The 15,964-nt window shown below is 72.9% G+C and carries 17 protein-coding genes; 1 reads left to right on the forward strand and 16 read right to left on the reverse strand.

Annotation, left to right across the window (positions count from 1 at the left end; all coding sequences use genetic code 11):
• Positions 1-155: 155 nt before the first annotated feature.
• The 16 genes from ACZ7GX_RS21175 to ACZ7GX_RS21250 form a co-directional block, all read right to left on the reverse strand.
• On the reverse strand, positions 156-500 hold the full coding sequence (locus ACZ7GX_RS21175) for a hypothetical protein (protein ID WP_498778795.1): 345 nt from the start codon (positions 498-500) through the stop codon (positions 156-158).
• Positions 497-1,474: an NUDIX hydrolase gene (locus tag ACZ7GX_RS21180; RefSeq protein ID WP_498778797.1), complete on the reverse strand. Its 978-nt coding sequence runs from the start codon at positions 1,472-1,474 to the stop codon at positions 497-499. Before ACZ7GX_RS21180 ends, ACZ7GX_RS21175 begins: the two co-directional genes overlap by 4 nt.
• Positions 1,471-2,592 (reverse strand): glycosyltransferase family 4 protein, encoded by a 1,122-nt coding sequence (locus ACZ7GX_RS21185; RefSeq protein ID WP_498778799.1) that lies wholly within the window; start codon positions 2,590-2,592, stop codon positions 1,471-1,473. Before ACZ7GX_RS21185 ends, ACZ7GX_RS21180 begins: the two co-directional genes overlap by 4 nt.
• On the reverse strand, positions 2,589-3,521 hold the full coding sequence (locus ACZ7GX_RS21190) for a phosphatidylinositol mannoside acyltransferase (RefSeq protein ID WP_498778935.1): 933 nt from the start codon (positions 3,519-3,521) through the stop codon (positions 2,589-2,591). The genes ACZ7GX_RS21185 and ACZ7GX_RS21190 overlap by 4 nt, the downstream gene beginning before the upstream one ends.
• A gap of 11 nt (positions 3,522-3,532) precedes the next feature.
• A complete protein-coding gene (gene pgsA, locus ACZ7GX_RS21195) occupies positions 3,533-4,141 on the reverse strand; it encodes a phosphatidylinositol phosphate synthase (protein ID WP_230565608.1) in 609 nt (202 codons plus the stop codon).
• A gap of 60 nt (positions 4,142-4,201) precedes the next feature.
• On the reverse strand, positions 4,202-5,041 hold the full coding sequence (locus tag ACZ7GX_RS21200; protein ID WP_498778803.1) for a helix-turn-helix domain-containing protein: 840 nt from the start codon (positions 5,039-5,041) through the stop codon (positions 4,202-4,204).
• A 207-nt stretch (positions 5,042-5,248) separates the two neighbouring features.
• Complete coding sequence (locus tag ACZ7GX_RS21205; protein WP_498778805.1) at positions 5,249-5,971, reverse strand: zf-HC2 domain-containing protein; 723 nt, start codon at positions 5,969-5,971, stop codon at positions 5,249-5,251.
• Positions 5,968-6,477, reverse strand: a complete 510-nt coding sequence (locus ACZ7GX_RS21210) for a sigma-70 family RNA polymerase sigma factor (RefSeq protein ID WP_498778937.1) — start codon at positions 6,475-6,477, stop codon at positions 5,968-5,970. Before ACZ7GX_RS21210 ends, ACZ7GX_RS21205 begins: the two co-directional genes overlap by 4 nt.
• A gap of 15 nt (positions 6,478-6,492) precedes the next feature.
• A complete protein-coding gene (locus ACZ7GX_RS21215) occupies positions 6,493-7,317 on the reverse strand; it encodes an enoyl-CoA hydratase/isomerase family protein (RefSeq protein WP_498778806.1) in 825 nt (274 codons plus the stop codon).
• Between the two features lie 9 nt (positions 7,318-7,326).
• Positions 7,327-8,541, reverse strand: a complete 1,215-nt coding sequence (locus ACZ7GX_RS21220; protein ID WP_498778808.1) for a hypothetical protein — start codon at positions 8,539-8,541, stop codon at positions 7,327-7,329.
• Positions 8,538-10,049, reverse strand: a complete 1,512-nt coding sequence (locus ACZ7GX_RS21225) for an amino acid adenylation domain-containing protein (RefSeq protein ID WP_498778810.1) — start codon at positions 10,047-10,049, stop codon at positions 8,538-8,540. Before ACZ7GX_RS21225 ends, ACZ7GX_RS21220 begins: the two co-directional genes overlap by 4 nt.
• 230 nt (positions 10,050-10,279) lie before the next feature.
• Positions 10,280-11,140, reverse strand: coding sequence for an alpha/beta fold hydrolase (locus tag ACZ7GX_RS21230; protein WP_498778813.1), 861 nt, complete (start codon positions 11,138-11,140; stop codon positions 10,280-10,282).
• 92 nt (positions 11,141-11,232) lie between these two features.
• Entirely contained in the window at positions 11,233-11,781 is a 549-nt protein-coding gene (locus ACZ7GX_RS21235) for an HIT family protein (protein ID WP_498778814.1), read from the reverse strand.
• Positions 11,778-13,826: a threonine--tRNA ligase gene (thrS, locus tag ACZ7GX_RS21240; protein ID WP_498778816.1), complete on the reverse strand. Its 2,049-nt coding sequence runs from the start codon at positions 13,824-13,826 to the stop codon at positions 11,778-11,780. The genes ACZ7GX_RS21235 and thrS overlap by 4 nt, the downstream gene beginning before the upstream one ends.
• A gap of 121 nt (positions 13,827-13,947) precedes the next feature.
• Positions 13,948-14,928, reverse strand: coding sequence for a hypothetical protein (locus tag ACZ7GX_RS21245; protein WP_498778817.1), 981 nt, complete (start codon positions 14,926-14,928; stop codon positions 13,948-13,950).
• Between the two features lie 3 nt (positions 14,929-14,931).
• Positions 14,932-15,144, reverse strand: a complete 213-nt coding sequence (locus ACZ7GX_RS21250) for a helix-turn-helix domain-containing protein (RefSeq protein WP_498778818.1) — start codon at positions 15,142-15,144, stop codon at positions 14,932-14,934.
• Positions 15,145-15,288: 144 nt separating this feature from the next.
• Between ACZ7GX_RS21250 and ACZ7GX_RS21255 the strand changes: the two genes are divergently transcribed.
• Positions 15,289-15,963 (forward strand): hypothetical protein, encoded by a 675-nt coding sequence (locus ACZ7GX_RS21255; protein WP_498778819.1) that lies wholly within the window; start codon positions 15,289-15,291, stop codon positions 15,961-15,963.
• Position 15,964: the final 1 nt, after the last annotated feature.

The following is a 15,964-nucleotide window of genomic DNA, read 5'->3' on the forward strand; positions in this document are numbered from 1 at the left end:
GCACGTGCGCGGCCAGGTCGAGCGTCCCGACGCGGGCAGAGCGCGGCCGGGTCGAGCGTCACCGACGCGGGCACGCGCGCGGCGCGGTCCGGCCTCGCGCGAGGCACGGCGCCGAGGGGTGGTGATCAGCCTGTGCCGCAACGGGTCGAGCGCCGTCACACCTCGTACATCAACGAGTTCCACCGCTCGACGAAGACCTCACGGGGTATGGGCTTCACCGGGTCGTCGTGCGGGTCGATCGGCTCGTCGGTGAGGCCGCCGTACGCGTCCTCCATCCGCCGCCACGAGTAGCGGTGCATCCCACCCGCCGAGGGTAACTCGATCTGCCGGATCGCGATCAGCTCACCCTCGTGCTCCACGGTCTCGTAGAGCGCACGCGCGCCTTCGTCCACCCAGCCCTCGACGTCCACGAACTCGAAGTACGCGCGCGGCCGGTCCGACTCCTCCAGAGCGCGGTAGAAGGCGACGACGTCGTCCATCCGGCTCGAGATCCCGATCATCGGACCGAACGGGTCGTGCCGTCCCACCCGACCAGCGCGTCGGGCAGCACCTCCGCCAACTGCGCCGGGTAGACCGTGGCGTCGGTCGACGCCAGTTCCTCCACCGACCACCACCGGTGCCGGCGAATGGTCCGCTGCTCGATCTCGTTGAACCGCGAGGTGTCCACGTCGACCGCCTCCACCTTTCCGACGAAGAACCACTCGACCGCCGCGTAGTTCAAGCCGTCGAAGGCGAACACGGCGTGCCGCTTCCACACCGGACCGACCAGCTCGTCACCGGAGACCTCGACACCGGTCTCCTCGAACAGCTCCCGCACCGCCGCGGTCCGGACGTCCTCCCCCGGCTCGACCCCACCGCCCGCGGTGAACCAGAACGGCTCGTCCGGCCGGCTCGGGTCGAACCCCTCGAACAACAGCACCCGGTCCTCGACGTCCAGCAGCACGACCCGCGCCGACACGCGCTGGGTCAACGTGGACGCCTCGGCGTCACCGCCGGGTTCGGCGATCTCGAAATAGGACGGCGTCGGCGCGGTGCCCGCGAGCCGCAACCACCGCACGGACCGACGCCGGCGCAAGGCCAACGTGTCGCGCACGGCGTCATTGTGCACCCGACGGGCCAGCACCACCCGCTGTTCCGCATCGGACAGCTCGGCCGCCAGCGCGGGCTCCAGGACGGACCGGTCGAGCGCGTCCAGCAACGCCGACAACCGGTTCTCCGCCGCCTCGCGGTCCGGCCGCGCCGACCGCTCGGCCCGGTCCGCCGCCGCACGCAGCTCCGGCTTGCCGCACACCGCCGCCACCGCTCGCGTCACCACCGCGCGCCGCGCCAGGGCGGCGTCCAGCGCCGCCCAGGCCGCGTCCGTGCGCACGTGCAGCCGGTCGAGCCGGTTGGCCGTGCCGAGCGTCCACGGGCCGACCAGCACGGCCAACGCCAGCAACACCAGGAACGTCGTCGCGACGCCGGAGCTCGTCACGCCTCACCCACCCGACGCGGGTCCGCCGCCATGGCGCTCTCGTACACCCGCACCACCTGGTTCGCGACCACCGACCAGTCGAACATCATCACCCGCTGCCGCGCCGCGTCCACGTAGTCCGCCCGCCGGCCGGGGTCGGTCAGCAGCTCCCCTAACGCCCGGGCCAGCGCCGACGAGTCGCCCACCGGGGTCAGCACGCCCGCCTTGCCGTCGTCGAGCACGCGGCGGAACGCGTCGAGGTCGCTGGCGAGCACCGCCGCGCCCGCCGACATCGCCTCGGTGAGGATGACCCCGAAGCTCTCGCCACCGGTGTTGGGCGCGCAGTAGACGTCCACGCTGCGCAGCGCGCGCGCTTTCGTCTCGTCGTCCACCATGCCGAGGAACACCATCCGCGACGCCAGCTCCGGCCCCGCCTGCTTGCGCAGCTCGTCTGCGTCGCCGCGACCCACCACCAGCAGCCGCACGTCCGGCGCGTCGAGCTCGCGGAACGCCTCGAGCAGCACCGGCATGCCCTTGCGCGGCTCGGTGAACCGGCCGACGAACCCGACCGTGCCGCCGGGTCGCGGGTAGCCGTCCAGGGGCGTCGCGTCGGCGAAGAACCCGACGTCGACGCCGTTGGGGATCTCCACCGCGTCACCGCCGAGGTGCTCCACCTGCACGCGGCGGGCCAGCGCGGACACCGCGATCCGGGCGGTGATCTTCTCCAGGAACGGCTGCAGCACCGCCTGGAACGCCGAGAGCATCTTCGAGCGCGGCGTCGACGTGTGGAAGGTGGCCACGATCGGGCCGTCGGCCACCATCAGCGCCAGCATCGACAACGACGGCGCGGTCGGCTCGTGCAGGTGCAGCACGTCGAAGTCGTGCTCGGCGATCCACCGCCGCACGCGGGTGAACGACACCGGTCCGAACGAGAGTCGCGCCACTGAACCGTTGTACGGGATCGCGACCGCCCGACCGGCCGAGGTGACGAATTCCGGCACCGGCGTGTCGTCGTCGACGGGCGCCAGCACCTCCACCTCGTGCCCGAGGCCGCGCAGCGCGCGCGCCAGGTCGACCACGTGCGCCTGCACTCCCCCTGGCACTTCGAAGGAGTACGGGCAGACTATGCCGACCTTCACGCGGATTCCCCCCGGCGGGCCAGGACCCGGCGCAGCGCCTTCTGCCTGCTCTCCGGCAGGTCGGCCAGCCACAGCTGCTGCATCATGTGCCAGTCGGTGGGGTGCGCGGCGATGTCGGCGGCGAACACGTCGGCCATCTGCTGGGTCGCCGCGGGCACGCCCGCCGTGCCGGGGACCCGGATCGGCGGGTGCAGCCGGATGACCCAACCGTCCTCGGTGAACCAGAGGCCGGCCGGGATCAGCGCCGCGCCGGTGGTCGCGGCCAGGTGCGCGGGGCCGGCGGGCATCATGGTGCGCTCGCCGAAGAACGTCACGGGCACGCCACCCGCGGTGAGGTCGCGGTCGGCGAGCAGGCAGACGACCTGGTTCGCCCGCAGTCGTTCGGCGAGCACGAGCGCCGGGTTGCGGTCGCCGCCCGTCAGCGGCACGACCTGGAAGCCCAGGCTCTCCCGGAACGCGATGAACCGCCGGTACAGCGACTCGGGCTTGAGCCGCTCGGCGACGGTGGTGAACGTGCCGCAGTGCCCGACCAGCCAGACGCCCGCCATGTCCCAGTTGCCGCAGTGCGGCAGCGCGATGACCGCGCCGCGTCCCTCGGCCAGCGCCGCGTCCAGGTTCTCGACGCCGGTCATCGTCCGGTCCAGCTCGGCGTAGAGCTCCCGCTGGTCCAGCGACGGCATCCGGAACGCCTCGCGCCAGTACCGCGCGTAGGAGCGCACGGCCAGCCGGACCAGCTCGTCCAGCTCGGCCTCGCCCGCCTGCGGCACGACCCGGCGCAGGTTGGACCGCAGCTGCCGCACGCCACCGCCGCCACGCCCGGCGGCCCGGTCGGCGACCGCGTCGAACAGCGCCCGCGCCGCCCTCTCCGGCAGCAGCCGCACCAGGCGCCACCCGGCCGCGTAGCCCAGGTCGACCAGGGTGCCCTTGATGTCGCGAGCGGTCACGTACCGAGCTCCTTCGCGGCGCGGCTCACGGCCAGGATGCGCTGCACCACGGTGATCGACACCAGCGCGGCCAGCAGGTACAGCGCCACCGGCAGGACGTAGGGCACGCCGAGCCCGTGCAGGCCGACGCCGACCAGGGCCACGATGAACCGCTCGGCGCGCTCGGCCAGCCCGCCGTCGGCGGAGAGCCCGGACGCCTCGGCCCGGGCCTTCACGTAGGACGTGACCTGGGCGCCGACCAGCGAGACCAGGGTCGCCGCGGCCAGGCCGTGCTCGCCCGCGCCGAACGCCCACCAGGCGATGGCGGCGAACAGCGCGCCGTCGGCGATCCGGTCGCAGCTCGCGTCCAGCACGGCGCCGAACTTCGTGCCGCCGCCCTGCGCGCGCGCCATCGCGCCGTCGATCAGGTCGAACAGCACGAACACGGTGACCAGCGCCGCGCCGGTGAACAGCTGCCCGCGCGGGATGAACCACAGCGAGACGGCGACGGAGCCGACGGTGCCCAGCACCGTGACGGCGTTCGGGGTGAGGCCGCGGCGCAGCAGCCACGCGCCGATCGGATCGGTGACGCGCGAAACGGACGCGCGGGCGAAGATGTTCAGCATGGGGTGGCGGGGCACCTACCGACGGGGACGAAGTGGTCACCGGCAGCCTAACCACCCAGCTCAGCCGAGCTTGCGGTGGTCCCTGGAGATGTGCTCCAGCAGGTCCTCCAGCGCGTCGCCGCGCACCGCCAGCCGTTCGAGCCTGCCGAACAGGGCCAGGTACTCGCGCACGTCGTGCGGGTCGGTGATGGTGGCGTTGCCGGTCAGCACGCTCAACGTCACCACCCGCTCGTCGTACACCTGGAACCCGTGCAGGGCCACCATGTTCGCGTCCGCCGTCCACGGCACCACGCCGAGCTGCACATTGGGTCTTCGGACGATCTGCACGAGGTGGTCGATCTGCTCGCACATCAGGTCCGCGGACCCCATCCGCCAGCGCAGCGCGCTCTCGGCCAGCAGGAACACGAACCGCTTGCCCAGGTCGTCCATCCGGGCACGGCGGCTGCGCAGGGTGGCGATCGCCGTGTCCTGCTCGTGCAGGGGCATCGTGTTGTGCACGACCCGCAGGTAGTTCTCGCTCTGCAGCAGCGCGGGCACACCCGCGTTCTGGAAGAAGCGGCTGGTGGTGGCACGGGCCTCGATGCGGGCCACGGTCTGCTGGTGGCGGTGCGCCCCGCGGTGCAGCACCACGCGGCGGGTCTCCGCCTCGGCGTGCAACTGACGGGCCAACTCCACCAGCTCGACCCTGGTCTCCCTGGTCGCGGACAGCTCGGCGACCAGGCGCTCCACGTCGGTCACGGACGGGAGGAGCATGCCGTTCTCGATCTTCGACAGCTTGGACTGGCTCATCCCGGTAGCGCGCGCCGTGGCCGTTCCGGTCATCTTGGCCTCGGTGCGCAGCCTTCGTAACTCGCGCGAGAGCCGTTCTCGGGCCAGCCGCGAACGCTCAGGTGCGGTCATGCAACGCACCGTATCGACGCTCACCCCTCTTGACGATCGGCCAGGAAGGTGTCTGAGGCCGCGCCGGCCGTCGCCCGGGGTGATCTGGGACACGTCGGCGGCCGTTTCGGCGAGCGCACGTGCATCCAGTCGTGCAGGTGCGCTTGCAGCAGGTCCCGGGCCTGCGGGTGATCGTCCTGGCGGCCGGCGGGCCGCCGCGGGCCGGGGTCAGAACGAGACGCGGAGCAGGACCAGGTCCTTCTGCACCAATCTGATCTCGACGCCGGTGATGTCGGACCGGGCCAGCTCGGTCGTCGCGGTCGGCCGGGTGGTCGAGCCGGGACCGGCCGTCCAGGTCGCGACCCGCACCGCGGCGCCGTCGGCCAGGAGCACGTGCAGGGAGTAGGCGAACACGGGCGGCGGCGGCCCGTCCGGCACGGCGTAGGAGCACAGCACGTCGATCCGGGTGCCCCACGGCTCGTCCACCAGCCGCACGCTGGCCGTCACGGGGCTCGGCATGGTCTGGTGCAGCTCGACGTCGGGCGGGGGCGTCGGCGTGGTGGTCGAGGTGGCCGGGACGGTGGTCGCGGCGACGGGGGCGGTCGGTCGCACGGCCGTCGCGACCGCCGCCCCCGTCAACGCCGCCACGACCAGCGCGGCGGCCACCAGGACCCGCGCGCGCCACCGTCGCGCCCGCTCCGCGGCCAGCAGGCCGACGAGCACCGCGGGCGGCGGCTCGGTGGCCGCGGCCTCGGGTTCGAGCAGGTCGAGCGCACGGTCACGGGGCACCGCCGAGAGGATGCCGGGCACGCCCGCGAACGACGCGACGTCACCCGAGCACTCCGGGCACCCCGGGAGGTGCCCCTCGAACTCCCGCCGTTCGCCGGGCGACAGCGAACCGAGGACGTACGCGGCACCCCAGTCCCGGTACGGATCGACTGGCGAGCTCAACGTCCGGTGACCCCCTTCTCCTCCAGCGCCACCCTCAGCGCCCGCAGACCGTAGTGCAGCCGGGACTTCACGGTGCCCTCCGGCAGGTCCAGCGCGACGGCCAGCTCGGCGACCGACTGCCCCATGTAGTACGCACGCACGATCACCGCGCGGTGCTCCGGCGTCAACTGGGTGAGCACGTCGGCCACCAGCCAGGCGTCCAGCGCGGAGTCGCTGTGGTCGTCGCGCGCCCGTTCGGGCAGCCGTTCGGACCCGATCTCCCAGCGCGCGCGTGCGCTGCGGCGCTCGTCGATCACCACGTTGCGCGCCACCGTGTAGAGCCACGCCCGAGCCGCCGTCGCGCCCTGTTCGAGCACCTTGGGGTTGCGCCACGCCCGCAGCAGCGCTTCCTGCACCACGTCGCGGGACAGCTCGTCGTCCCCGGTCAGCCGGCGCACGTACCGCCACAGGGCGGGCGCGTGCTCGTCGTGGAGGGAGCGCAGCAGGGCGATGTGAGTGTCGTTGATCGCGCACCTCCTCGGCTAGTCGTGGAGCAGCGGTTCCCGGGTCGTGCCCAGCGGGGTCGGGCCCGCGAAGGCGGGCGGGCGCTTGGCGAGGAAGGCCGCCGTGCCCTCCCGCATGTCGTCGGTGGTGAACGCCTCCCGGAACGCGTCGAGCTCGAGTGCCAGGCCGGCGGCGACGGTCGTGCCGTTGGTCGCGTTGACCGCGGCCTTGGCCAGCGACACCGCCGTGGCCGAGTTGCCGGCGACCCGGCCGAGCACGGCGCGTGCGGCGGTGAGCATCTCATGGCGGTCGTCGAACACCGCGTTGACGAGCCCGAGCCGCAGTGCCTCCGGCGCGTCGACGTGCCTGCCGGTGTAGATCAGCTCGCGGGCGACCGCGGGCCCGACCAGGCGCTGGAGCCGGACGCAGCCGCCGAAGCCCGGGATGAGGCCGAGCACGACCTCGGGCTGGCCGAACACGGCGTTCCGGGTCGCGTAGGCGAAGTCGCACGCCAGCACCATCTCGCACCCGCCGCCGAGCGCGTAGCCGTCCACGCACGCGACGACGGGGCACGGCGCCTCCTCCAGCAGCCGGGTGACGCGTTGGCCGAGCTCCCCGAACCTCGCGCCCTCGTCCGGCGTCATCGCGGCCATCTCGCGGATGTCCGCGCCCGCGATGAACGCCGGACCGGGCGCTCCGGTGAGGATGATCCCCCGCGGCGCCGGTCCGGTGAGGACGCCGGACAGGAAGTGGTCGAGTTCGGCCAGGACGCGGCCGGACAGCGCGTTGCGCGCCCGCGGCCGGGACACGGTGACCGTCGTGACGCCGTCCTGCTCTTCGACGACCAAGGTCGAGTAGTCCACGAAGTCTCCTCACGAGTCCCAGATGGCGCCGAACGCGGGCACGCCCCGCGCTTCCAGCTCCTCGACGACGTGCCAGGTGGTCTTCTTGTTCGAGATGCAGATGACGGCTTCGGCGTCGAACTCCCGGTGCGCGCGCAGCGCCAGCTCCACCAGGTCGGGCTTGCCGTCGCGGACGGTGTCCCAGACCAGCGCGTCCGGCTGCACGGCCTCGATCTCGTCGACCAGTTCGTCGCCGTAGGTGTCGCGGGGTGTGCGGGTGGACCACACCAGGCGCGACGGCGTCTCCCGCGACAGCAGGTGGGGCAGGCACGGCCCGATGCCGCTGCCGGTGGCCACCCACACCACCCTGGTGAACAGCTTGTCGATGTTGCCGACGCCCGCGGTGGGCACGCCCTTGACCCACAGGTGGCTCGGCAGGTCGTCGATGAGCGAGCCGGTCCAGTCGCCCGCGCGCGAGATGGTGAGCCGGAACCCCGTGCGGCCGGGCGTGGGCACGTTGGCGAACGAGTGCCACTCCAGCAGCGGGTGGCGGCTCACCGCGGTGGAGGAGCCCGCGAACGGCGTCACGCCGTAGTCGAACGACACCAAGGCGACGTGCCGCGACGGGCTGGCGATCCGCACCGGCACGCGACGCAGCCGCGTCCACGGCAGCGCGACGCTCGCGACGACCAGCAGGAGCAGCCAGAACTGGGTCGAGCCGACGAAACCGGGCTGCCGGGAGGAGTGCGCGGCGAACAGGGCGAGCACGGTCCAGCCGGCGAAGCGGTGCACGCGCTCGAACACGTCGTGCCGGCGTGCGCGCAGGGCGGGCAGGGCGAAGACCACCATCGCGACCATCAGGGCGAGGATCGTCCACGTGAGCGGGTCGGGTCGGACCACGGCGAGCGCGGTGAACCACGCGGTGGCGCTGAGGGCGGCGCCCACGTGCAGGCCGCCGAAGTGGTAGACCTTGCCCAGCGTCCAGCGGACCCGCAGCGGCCACGTCGTCGGCGCGCTCGTGGCGAGCCGGAACAGCAGGTTGATCACGTGCTGCTGGCGGATCAGGACGGCCAAGGTGACGTTGGCGACGACCAGGTCGGCGAGCGCTCGCGCGTCGTCCACCCCGAACGCCGCGATCACGTTGACCAGGACGACGGCGGCGGCGAGCCGGTTGTGGTGGGTGAACGGTCGCTTGCGGAGCCTGAGCCCCAGCGCGGACGGGGTGTCGGTGCGCGTGGTCGTCATGCGACGGTCACCAGCGACGACAGCGCGGCCCGGTCCACCTTGCCGCGCGCGGTCATCGGCAGGTCGTCCACCGCGACGACCAGCGACGGCACGCAGTAGTACGGCAGGGCGCCCGCCACCGCGTCGGTGGCCGCCCGGGGGTCGACGGAGGCGGGGCTGACGAACCCGACGAGCCTGCCGTCGTGCAGGACGGTGGTCGCGCGGGCGCAGCCGGGCGTGGTCTCCAGGGCGGAGGTGACCGCGTCCAGCTCGACCCGGAAGCCCCGGACCTTGACCTGGTCGTCGGTGCGGCCGTGGTGCTCCAGCTCGCCGTCCGGCGTCCACCGGCCCAGGTCGCGGGTGCGGAACATGAGGTGGTCGCCGCCGAGGAACGGGTCGGGGCGGTAGCGCTGGGCGGTCAGCACGTCGTTGCCGAGGTAGCCCGCCGTGACGCAGGCGCCGCCCGCCCACATCTCGCCGACCTCGCCGATCCGGCACGGCCGCAGGTCCTGGTCGAGCACGTAGACCGTGCTGTTGGGCACGGGGCGGCCGATGGTGAGGCGGCCCGTCGCCGGGTCGTAGCGCTGCACGGTGTTGACGATCGTGACTTCGGTGGGGCCGCAGGCGTTGTGGAACGCGGCGCGGGCGGACCAGGCGTCGGCCAGGGGCTTGGGGCAGCGTTCTCCGGCCACGGCGACGGTGCGCACGTCGGGGCACGCGTCGGGGTCCACTGTGGACAGGACGCCCGGTGTCGCGATGAGGACGGTGGCGGTTTTCGCCGTCTCCCCGATGTCCCGGCCGCGGATGACGGACGTGGCGCCGTGGGCCAGCGCGCCGAACAGCTCCCACACCGCCATGTCGAACGCGATGTTGAGCAGTTGCGCGACCCGGTCGCCCGGTCGGATGCCGAGGTCGCCCGGTGCGGTGAGCAGGACGTTGCACAGGTTCGCGTGGGTGACGCGGACGCCGTTGGGCACGCCGGTCGTGCCCGAGGTGAAGATGACGACGGCCGTGTCGCCGGGCTCCGCGCGCGGCGGGCCGACGCGGCGGTCCGGGAGCGCGTCGAGGGCGAGGACCTTCGGCGCGGCGAGGCCGCGCACGTGCCGGGCGTGCTCGTCGGTGGTCAGCACGACGTCGATGTCGGCGGTGCGGATGACGTGGTCGAGGTGGGCCTTCGGCGTGATCCGCACGTCCTGCGGCACGTACGCCGCGCCGACCTTGAGCACCGCGAGGATGCCGACGACGAGGTGGACCGAGCGCGTTAAGAAGACGCCGACGTGATCACCGGGGTGCACGCCCGCGTCCAGGAGTTCGGCGGCGACCACGTTCGCGCGGTGGTCGAGCTCGCCGTAGGTCAGGCAGACGCCCTCGTGCTCGACCGCCCGCGCGTGCGGCGATCGTGCCGCGTGCGACTCGAAGGCGTGGTGGATCCGGCGGAACGGCGGTGTCGCACTCGGGCCGCGGCCGAATCGGCGGAACAGGGGGCGGTCGTCCGGGGGCAGCGCCAGCACAGCGTCGGGCTCGGTCATGGCCGTCACAGGGTGTGCACCTCTCGTCAGCCGGGCGTGGACACCCGGTCTGAACGAGACAGCCCCACCGTCCGTTCAAGCCGAACCCAAAAAAGGTTGAACTTTCTCCCATCCGCGTGTCGAACACCCGGCGCCCGCGTGTCGAACGCCCAGGACCGGCAGGTCGAACACCCAGGACCTCCGAGTCGAACGCCCGGGATGCGGCCGTCGAACGGGCCGGGCCGTCGACGTCACCCAGTCGAGACGGGCGGGTGCACCCGGTCCAGGAAGTCCCGCGCCAGGGCGACGACCTCGTCGCGGTCGGTCTCCAACGCCCAGTGACCGCCGTCGAGCAGGTGCAGCTCGGCGTCCGGCAGGTCGCGGAGGTAGGCCCGTGCCGCGCCCTCGGGCATGTAGCCGTCGTGCGGACCCCACACGATGAGCGTCGGCGGTCGGTGTTCGCGCAGGTACGCCTGCTGCCGCTCGAACCAGTCGAGCGTGCTCACCTGGTCGGCCAGCAGGTGGACCAGGTTCCGCCGTCGCTCGGGCGTGCCCAGCAGCGCCCAGGACAACGTCCACAGGTCCGGGGAGACGCGCTCGACCAGCCGCTCGGGGATCTCGCCGACGAACTCGTCGCGGAAGCCGTCCGCGCTGACCGCGGCGTAGAGCCTGGACGTCCCCTCCTCGGTCGGGTCGGCCCAGTACTCCTTGAGCGGGCGGTACTTCGGGCCGTGCTGGTCCTCGTAGACGTCGCCGTTCTGGATGATCAGGGCGGCGACCCGCTCGGGCGCGTGCATGGCCAGCCGCAGCCCGAACTGGGAGCCGTAGTCGTGCAGGTAGATGGCGTACCGGGTGAGGCAGGCCTCCTCGGTGAACCGCCGGAGGAACTCGGCGTAGCCGTCGAAGGTGTAGGAGAAGCGCCTGCGGTCCGGCGTGCCGCTGTACCCGAAGCCGGGGTAGTCCGGCGCGATCAGGCGCCACCGGTCGCCGAGCGCGGCCATGAAGTCGCGGTACTGGAACGACGAGCACGGGTAACCGTGGGGCAGCAGCACCACCGGGGCGTCCGGTGGCCCTGCCTCGCGGTAGAAGATGTCGGTCCCGTCGACCTGCATCGTCCGATGGGCCACCGGGGCGGGCGTGTTCGGTGAAGTCACCCTTGTCCCGTTGCACGGGTCGCTCCCGGGTAAACCTCACCCGGCCCGGGTCAGTCCGCGCCCGCCCAGGCGTCGGCCAGGAGCTGCCTGGTCTCGCCGAGCAGTTGCGGCAGGACCTTGGTGTGGCCGATCACGGGCATGAAGTTCGCGTCGCCGCCCCAGCGCGGCACCACGTGCTGGTGCAGGTGGGCCGCGATGCCCGCGCCCGCCACCACGCCCTGGTTCATGCCGACGTTGAACCCGTGCGGCGAGGCGGCGGACCGGATCACCCGCATCGCCTTCTGGGTGAACGCGGCGAACTCCGCCGTCTCGGCCGGGGTCAGGTCGGTGTAGTCGGGCACGTGCCGGTACGGCAGCACCATCAGGTGGCCGGGGTTGTACGGGTACAGGTTGAGCACCGCGAACACCAGCTCGCCGCGCGCCAGGATCAGGCCCTCGGCGTCGTCCAGCCCGATCACCCGGCAGAACGGGCACCCCTCGGGCTCGTCGCCGACGGCCTTGCCCTCACCGCGCACGTACGAGAGGCGGTGCGGGGTCCACAACCGCTGCAACGCGTCGTCGACCCCGACCCCGTCCTGCTCCTCGTACTGGTCGGTCACTGGACGAGGTCCGCCGTGGGCGAGGCGTTCTCCCGCCGCGCCACCCAGTCGACCACCGTCTCGACGGCGCGCTCGACCGGCACGCCGTTGATCTGCGTGCCGTCGCGGAACCGGAACGACACCGCGCCCTGCTCCACGTCCTTGCCGCCCGCGAGCAGCATGAACGGCACCTTCTGCGTGGTGTGGTTGCGGATCTTCTTCTGCATCCGGTCGTCGGAGGCGTCGACCTCGACCCGGATGCCCTTCGCCTTGAGCTCCTTGGCCACCGCGAGCAGGTGGTCGACGTGCTCGTCCGCGATCGGGATGCCCACCACCTGCACCGGCGCCAGCCACGCCGGGAACGCGCCCGCGTAGTGCTCGGTCAGCACGCCGAAGAACCGCTCCACCGAGCCGAACAGCGCGCGGTGGATCATGACCGGGCGCTGCCGGCCGCCGTCCGGGCCGGTGTACTCCAGCCCGAAGCGCTCGGGCAGGTTGAAGTCGACCTGGATGGTGGACATCTGCCAGGTGCGGCCCAGCGCGTCCTTGGCCTGCACGGAGATCTTCGGCCCGTAGAACGCCGCGCCGCCCGGGTCCGGCACCAGGTCGAGGCCGGAGTCCTCGGCCGCGACGCGCAGCGCCTCGGTCGCCTGCTCCCACACCTCGTCGGAGCCGACGGACTTCTCCGGGTTGCGGGTGGACAGCTCCAGGTAGAAGTCGTCCAGGCCGTAGTCGCGCAGCAGCCCGAGCACGAAGCCGAGCAGCGACTTCAGCTCGTCCTGCACCTGGTCGGGGGTGCAGAAGATGTGCGCGTCGTCCTGCGTCATGCCGCGCACGCGGGTCAGGCCGTGGATCACGCCGGACTTCTCGTACCGGTAGACGCCGCCGAACTCGAACATGCGCAGCGGCAGCTCGCGGTAGGACCGCCCGCGCGACTTGAAGATCAAGTCGTGGAACGGGCAGTTCATCGGCTTCAGGTAGTAGTCCTGGCCGGGCTTGCGCAGCTTGCCGTCGTCGTCGTACTCGGCGTCGAGGTGCATCGCCGGGTACATGCCGTCCTTGTACCAGTCGAGGTGACCGGACGTCTCGAACAGGTTGCCCTTGGTGATGTGCGGCGAGTAGACGAACTCGTAGCCCTCTTCGGTGTGCCGGGCGCGCGAGTAGTCCTCCATGGCCTTGCGGATGATCCCGCCACGCGGGTGGAACACCGCCAGGCCCGAGCCGATCTCGTCCGGGAAGCTGAACAGGTCGAGCTCCACGCCCAGCTTGCGGTGGTCGCGCCGCTCGGCCTCGGCCAGCAGCTCCAGGTGCGCGTCCAGCGCCTCCTGCGACTCCCACGCCGTGCCGTAGATGCGCTGCAGCTGCGGGTTCTTCTCGTTGCCGCGCCAGTACGCGGCGGCGACGCGGGTCAGCTTGAACGCCGGGATGTGCTTGGTCGTCGGCACGTGCGGGCCGCGGCACAGGTCGCCCCACACCCGTTCGCCGGAGCGCGGGTCGAGGTTGTCGTAGATCGTCAGCTCGCCGCCGCCGACCTCCATCACCTCGGCGGTGTCGACATCGCTCTTGATGTCCACCAGTTCGAGCTTGAACGGCTCGGCGGCCAGCTCGGCCTTGGCGGCGTCGACCGACTCGACCACGCGGCGGTTGAACCGCTGCGCGCCCTTGATGATCGACTTCATGCGCTTCTCCAGCGCCTGGAGGTCTTCGGGCGTGAACGGCTTGTCGACCCGGAAGTCGTAGTAGAAGCCGTCCTTGACCGGCGGGCCGATGCCCAGCTTGGCGTCGGGGAACTGCTGCTGCACGGCCTGCGCCAGCACGTGCGCGGCGGAGTGCCGGATCACGCTGCGGCCGTCGGCGGTGTCGGCGGCGACCGCCTCGACCTCGACGTCGACCTGCGGGGCCCACGACAGGTCGCGCAGGTGGCCCTCCGGGTCGCGCACGACCACGACGGCGTCCGGCCCCTTGCCCGGGAGTCCCGCTTCACGCACCGCCGTCCCCGCGGTGGTCCCCGCCGTCACCACCACGCGCGGTGGGTTCGGGGCGGCTGCGGGGCGCGGTTCGGACACGGTGACTCCTCGGTGTGCGTCGGTCCTTTGCCCGAGATGTTATCGGTGCTCACCGAGTCGTTTTCCGGCGCACCGGGTCGGCCGGTCCGGTTTCCCGCGCATCACCCGGTCGGGTGGGTGCTCAGCCGCGGATCAGGGCGGGCAGCGCGTCGGCCGAGGTCACGGCACGTCCGGTGGTGCGCTGGTAGCGGCGGACGAGGTCGCGGTGGCGCACGCGGTGGCCGAGCCTGCGTTCGACGGCGAGCAGCGGGTTGCGGCGCGGCGGCGGGAAGGTCGCGGCGAGGTCGGCGAGCAGGGCTCGGCGGTCGACGCCGGCGGTCTTGAGCACCCACGCGACGCCGGGGTCCAGGGCGGTGAGGGCGAGGGCCAGGTGTTCGGGGCGGTGCTCGCGTTCGCGGCGGGCCAGGGCGAGGCGCAGCGACGCCGAGTAGGCCGCTTGGGCGTCCAGGCCGAGCGGCGGGGTGAGGCGGGCGCAGCGCGCGCGTGCCTTCGCCGCGCCGAGCGGGAGCAGCGGCTCACGGCCCGGCGGCCGGTCCAAGGCGGGTGTGCCGCCCAGCAGCCGGTCGAGGTCGACGCCCAGCGGTGCCAGGACGGCCCGATCCACCGCACCGCCCGCGCCGAGCGGGGCCGCGAGGTGGGCGGCGTGCCGGATGGCGTCCGGGGTCGCGCCGTGGCGGAGCAGGACTGCGGCGACGGTTCCGCCGGTCGGGGTGCCGCCCGGGGTCGGTCCGCCTGCGGTGGCTCGGTCGGCGAATGGGGTCGCGCTGGGCGGATCGTCGGTGGGGGCGCTGTCACCGACCGGACCGGCTTCACCGTGGCCGGCGGCGGTGGGGCCGGAGTCGGCAGGGCTAGCGGCGAACGGACCGGTCGCGGCAGGGCCGGTGGCAGTCGGGCCAGTGGCGAACGGACCGGCGGCGGTAGGGCCAGCGGCGAGCGGATCGGTGGGGGCAGGACCGGCGGCGAGCGGACTGGTGGCGAGGGAGCCGGTGGCCAGGGCGGCCAAGAGGTGCTCGCTGCCGGTGCGCGGGTGGCCGAGTTCCAGGGCCAGCTTGAGCGCGCGGCCGATGGTGCGGTTCAGGTCGGGGTGGTCGCCTCGGAACACCGGTCAGTCCTCTCGGCCGTACTTGCGGTGGACGGTCTGCTTGGTCACGCCCAGGCGGGTGGCGATGTCGCGCCACGACCAGCCGGCCCGGCGGGCGGCGGCGACGTGCTCGGCTTCCAGCTGTTCGACCAGTCGGCGCAGGCGGGCCACGGCGCGCAGCCCGGCGTCCGGGTCGGAACCGTGCGCGGCCTGGTCGAGATCGGCGATCGAAGCCATGTCGTCAACATATGCTGACGCTCGACCGATCGTCAACACATGCTGACGGCAGGTTCACAGCTGACGAACAGCCGACCATCAGGCTCTGCTCAGGTCGGTCGCGCACCATGGCGGACACCAGCACGGGAGAGCAGGAGTTCCGCCATGTCAGACCCGAACCAGCCACCGCACGCCGACCCCGACCCGGCGGACCGGACTCCCCCCGCACCGCCCGCCGCGAACAAGCCGCCCGCCGACGCCACCACACCCATGGCCACCACACCCATGGCCAGCCCGACGCCGGACCCCACCCACCCGAGCCCGACCGGCGCCCCTGGCCAACCGGCCGCGCAGCCCGCAGACGCGCAGCCCGCAGACGCCGGCGCACAACCCGCCGCTGCCTCGCAGCCCGCCGCCGGCAAGCAAGCCTCCGCGCAGCCCACCGCCGAACAGCCCGCAGCCACCGACCAAGCGTCCGGCCGGCCCACCGCTGCCGACCAACCGGCCGCTGCCGCCCACCAGGCACCCGGCGCGCCGCACCCCGGCCACTACCCGCCACCGCCCGGCAAGGGCGCGGCGGTCGGCCGGGTCGTCAAGCACCGCGCCACCCAGCTCGTCGCCGTCGGCCTGCTCGGACTCGTCCTGGGCGGCGGGATCGTGGCGTTGGCCGACCGCGACCACCACCCCCGCTACGGCGTCGGCTCCGACCGGCCCGGGCACTCGCGGTTCGACGAGCGCGGCGACCGGCCAGACCGGGGAGACCGGGGAGACCGACCAGACCGGGGCGAGCGGGGCGAACGCGGTCCGGACCGCGTGCCGGACCGCGACTTCGAGCGCTGAG

The sequence above is a fragment of the Actinosynnema sp. NPDC037264 genome, from assembly GCF_055603705.1.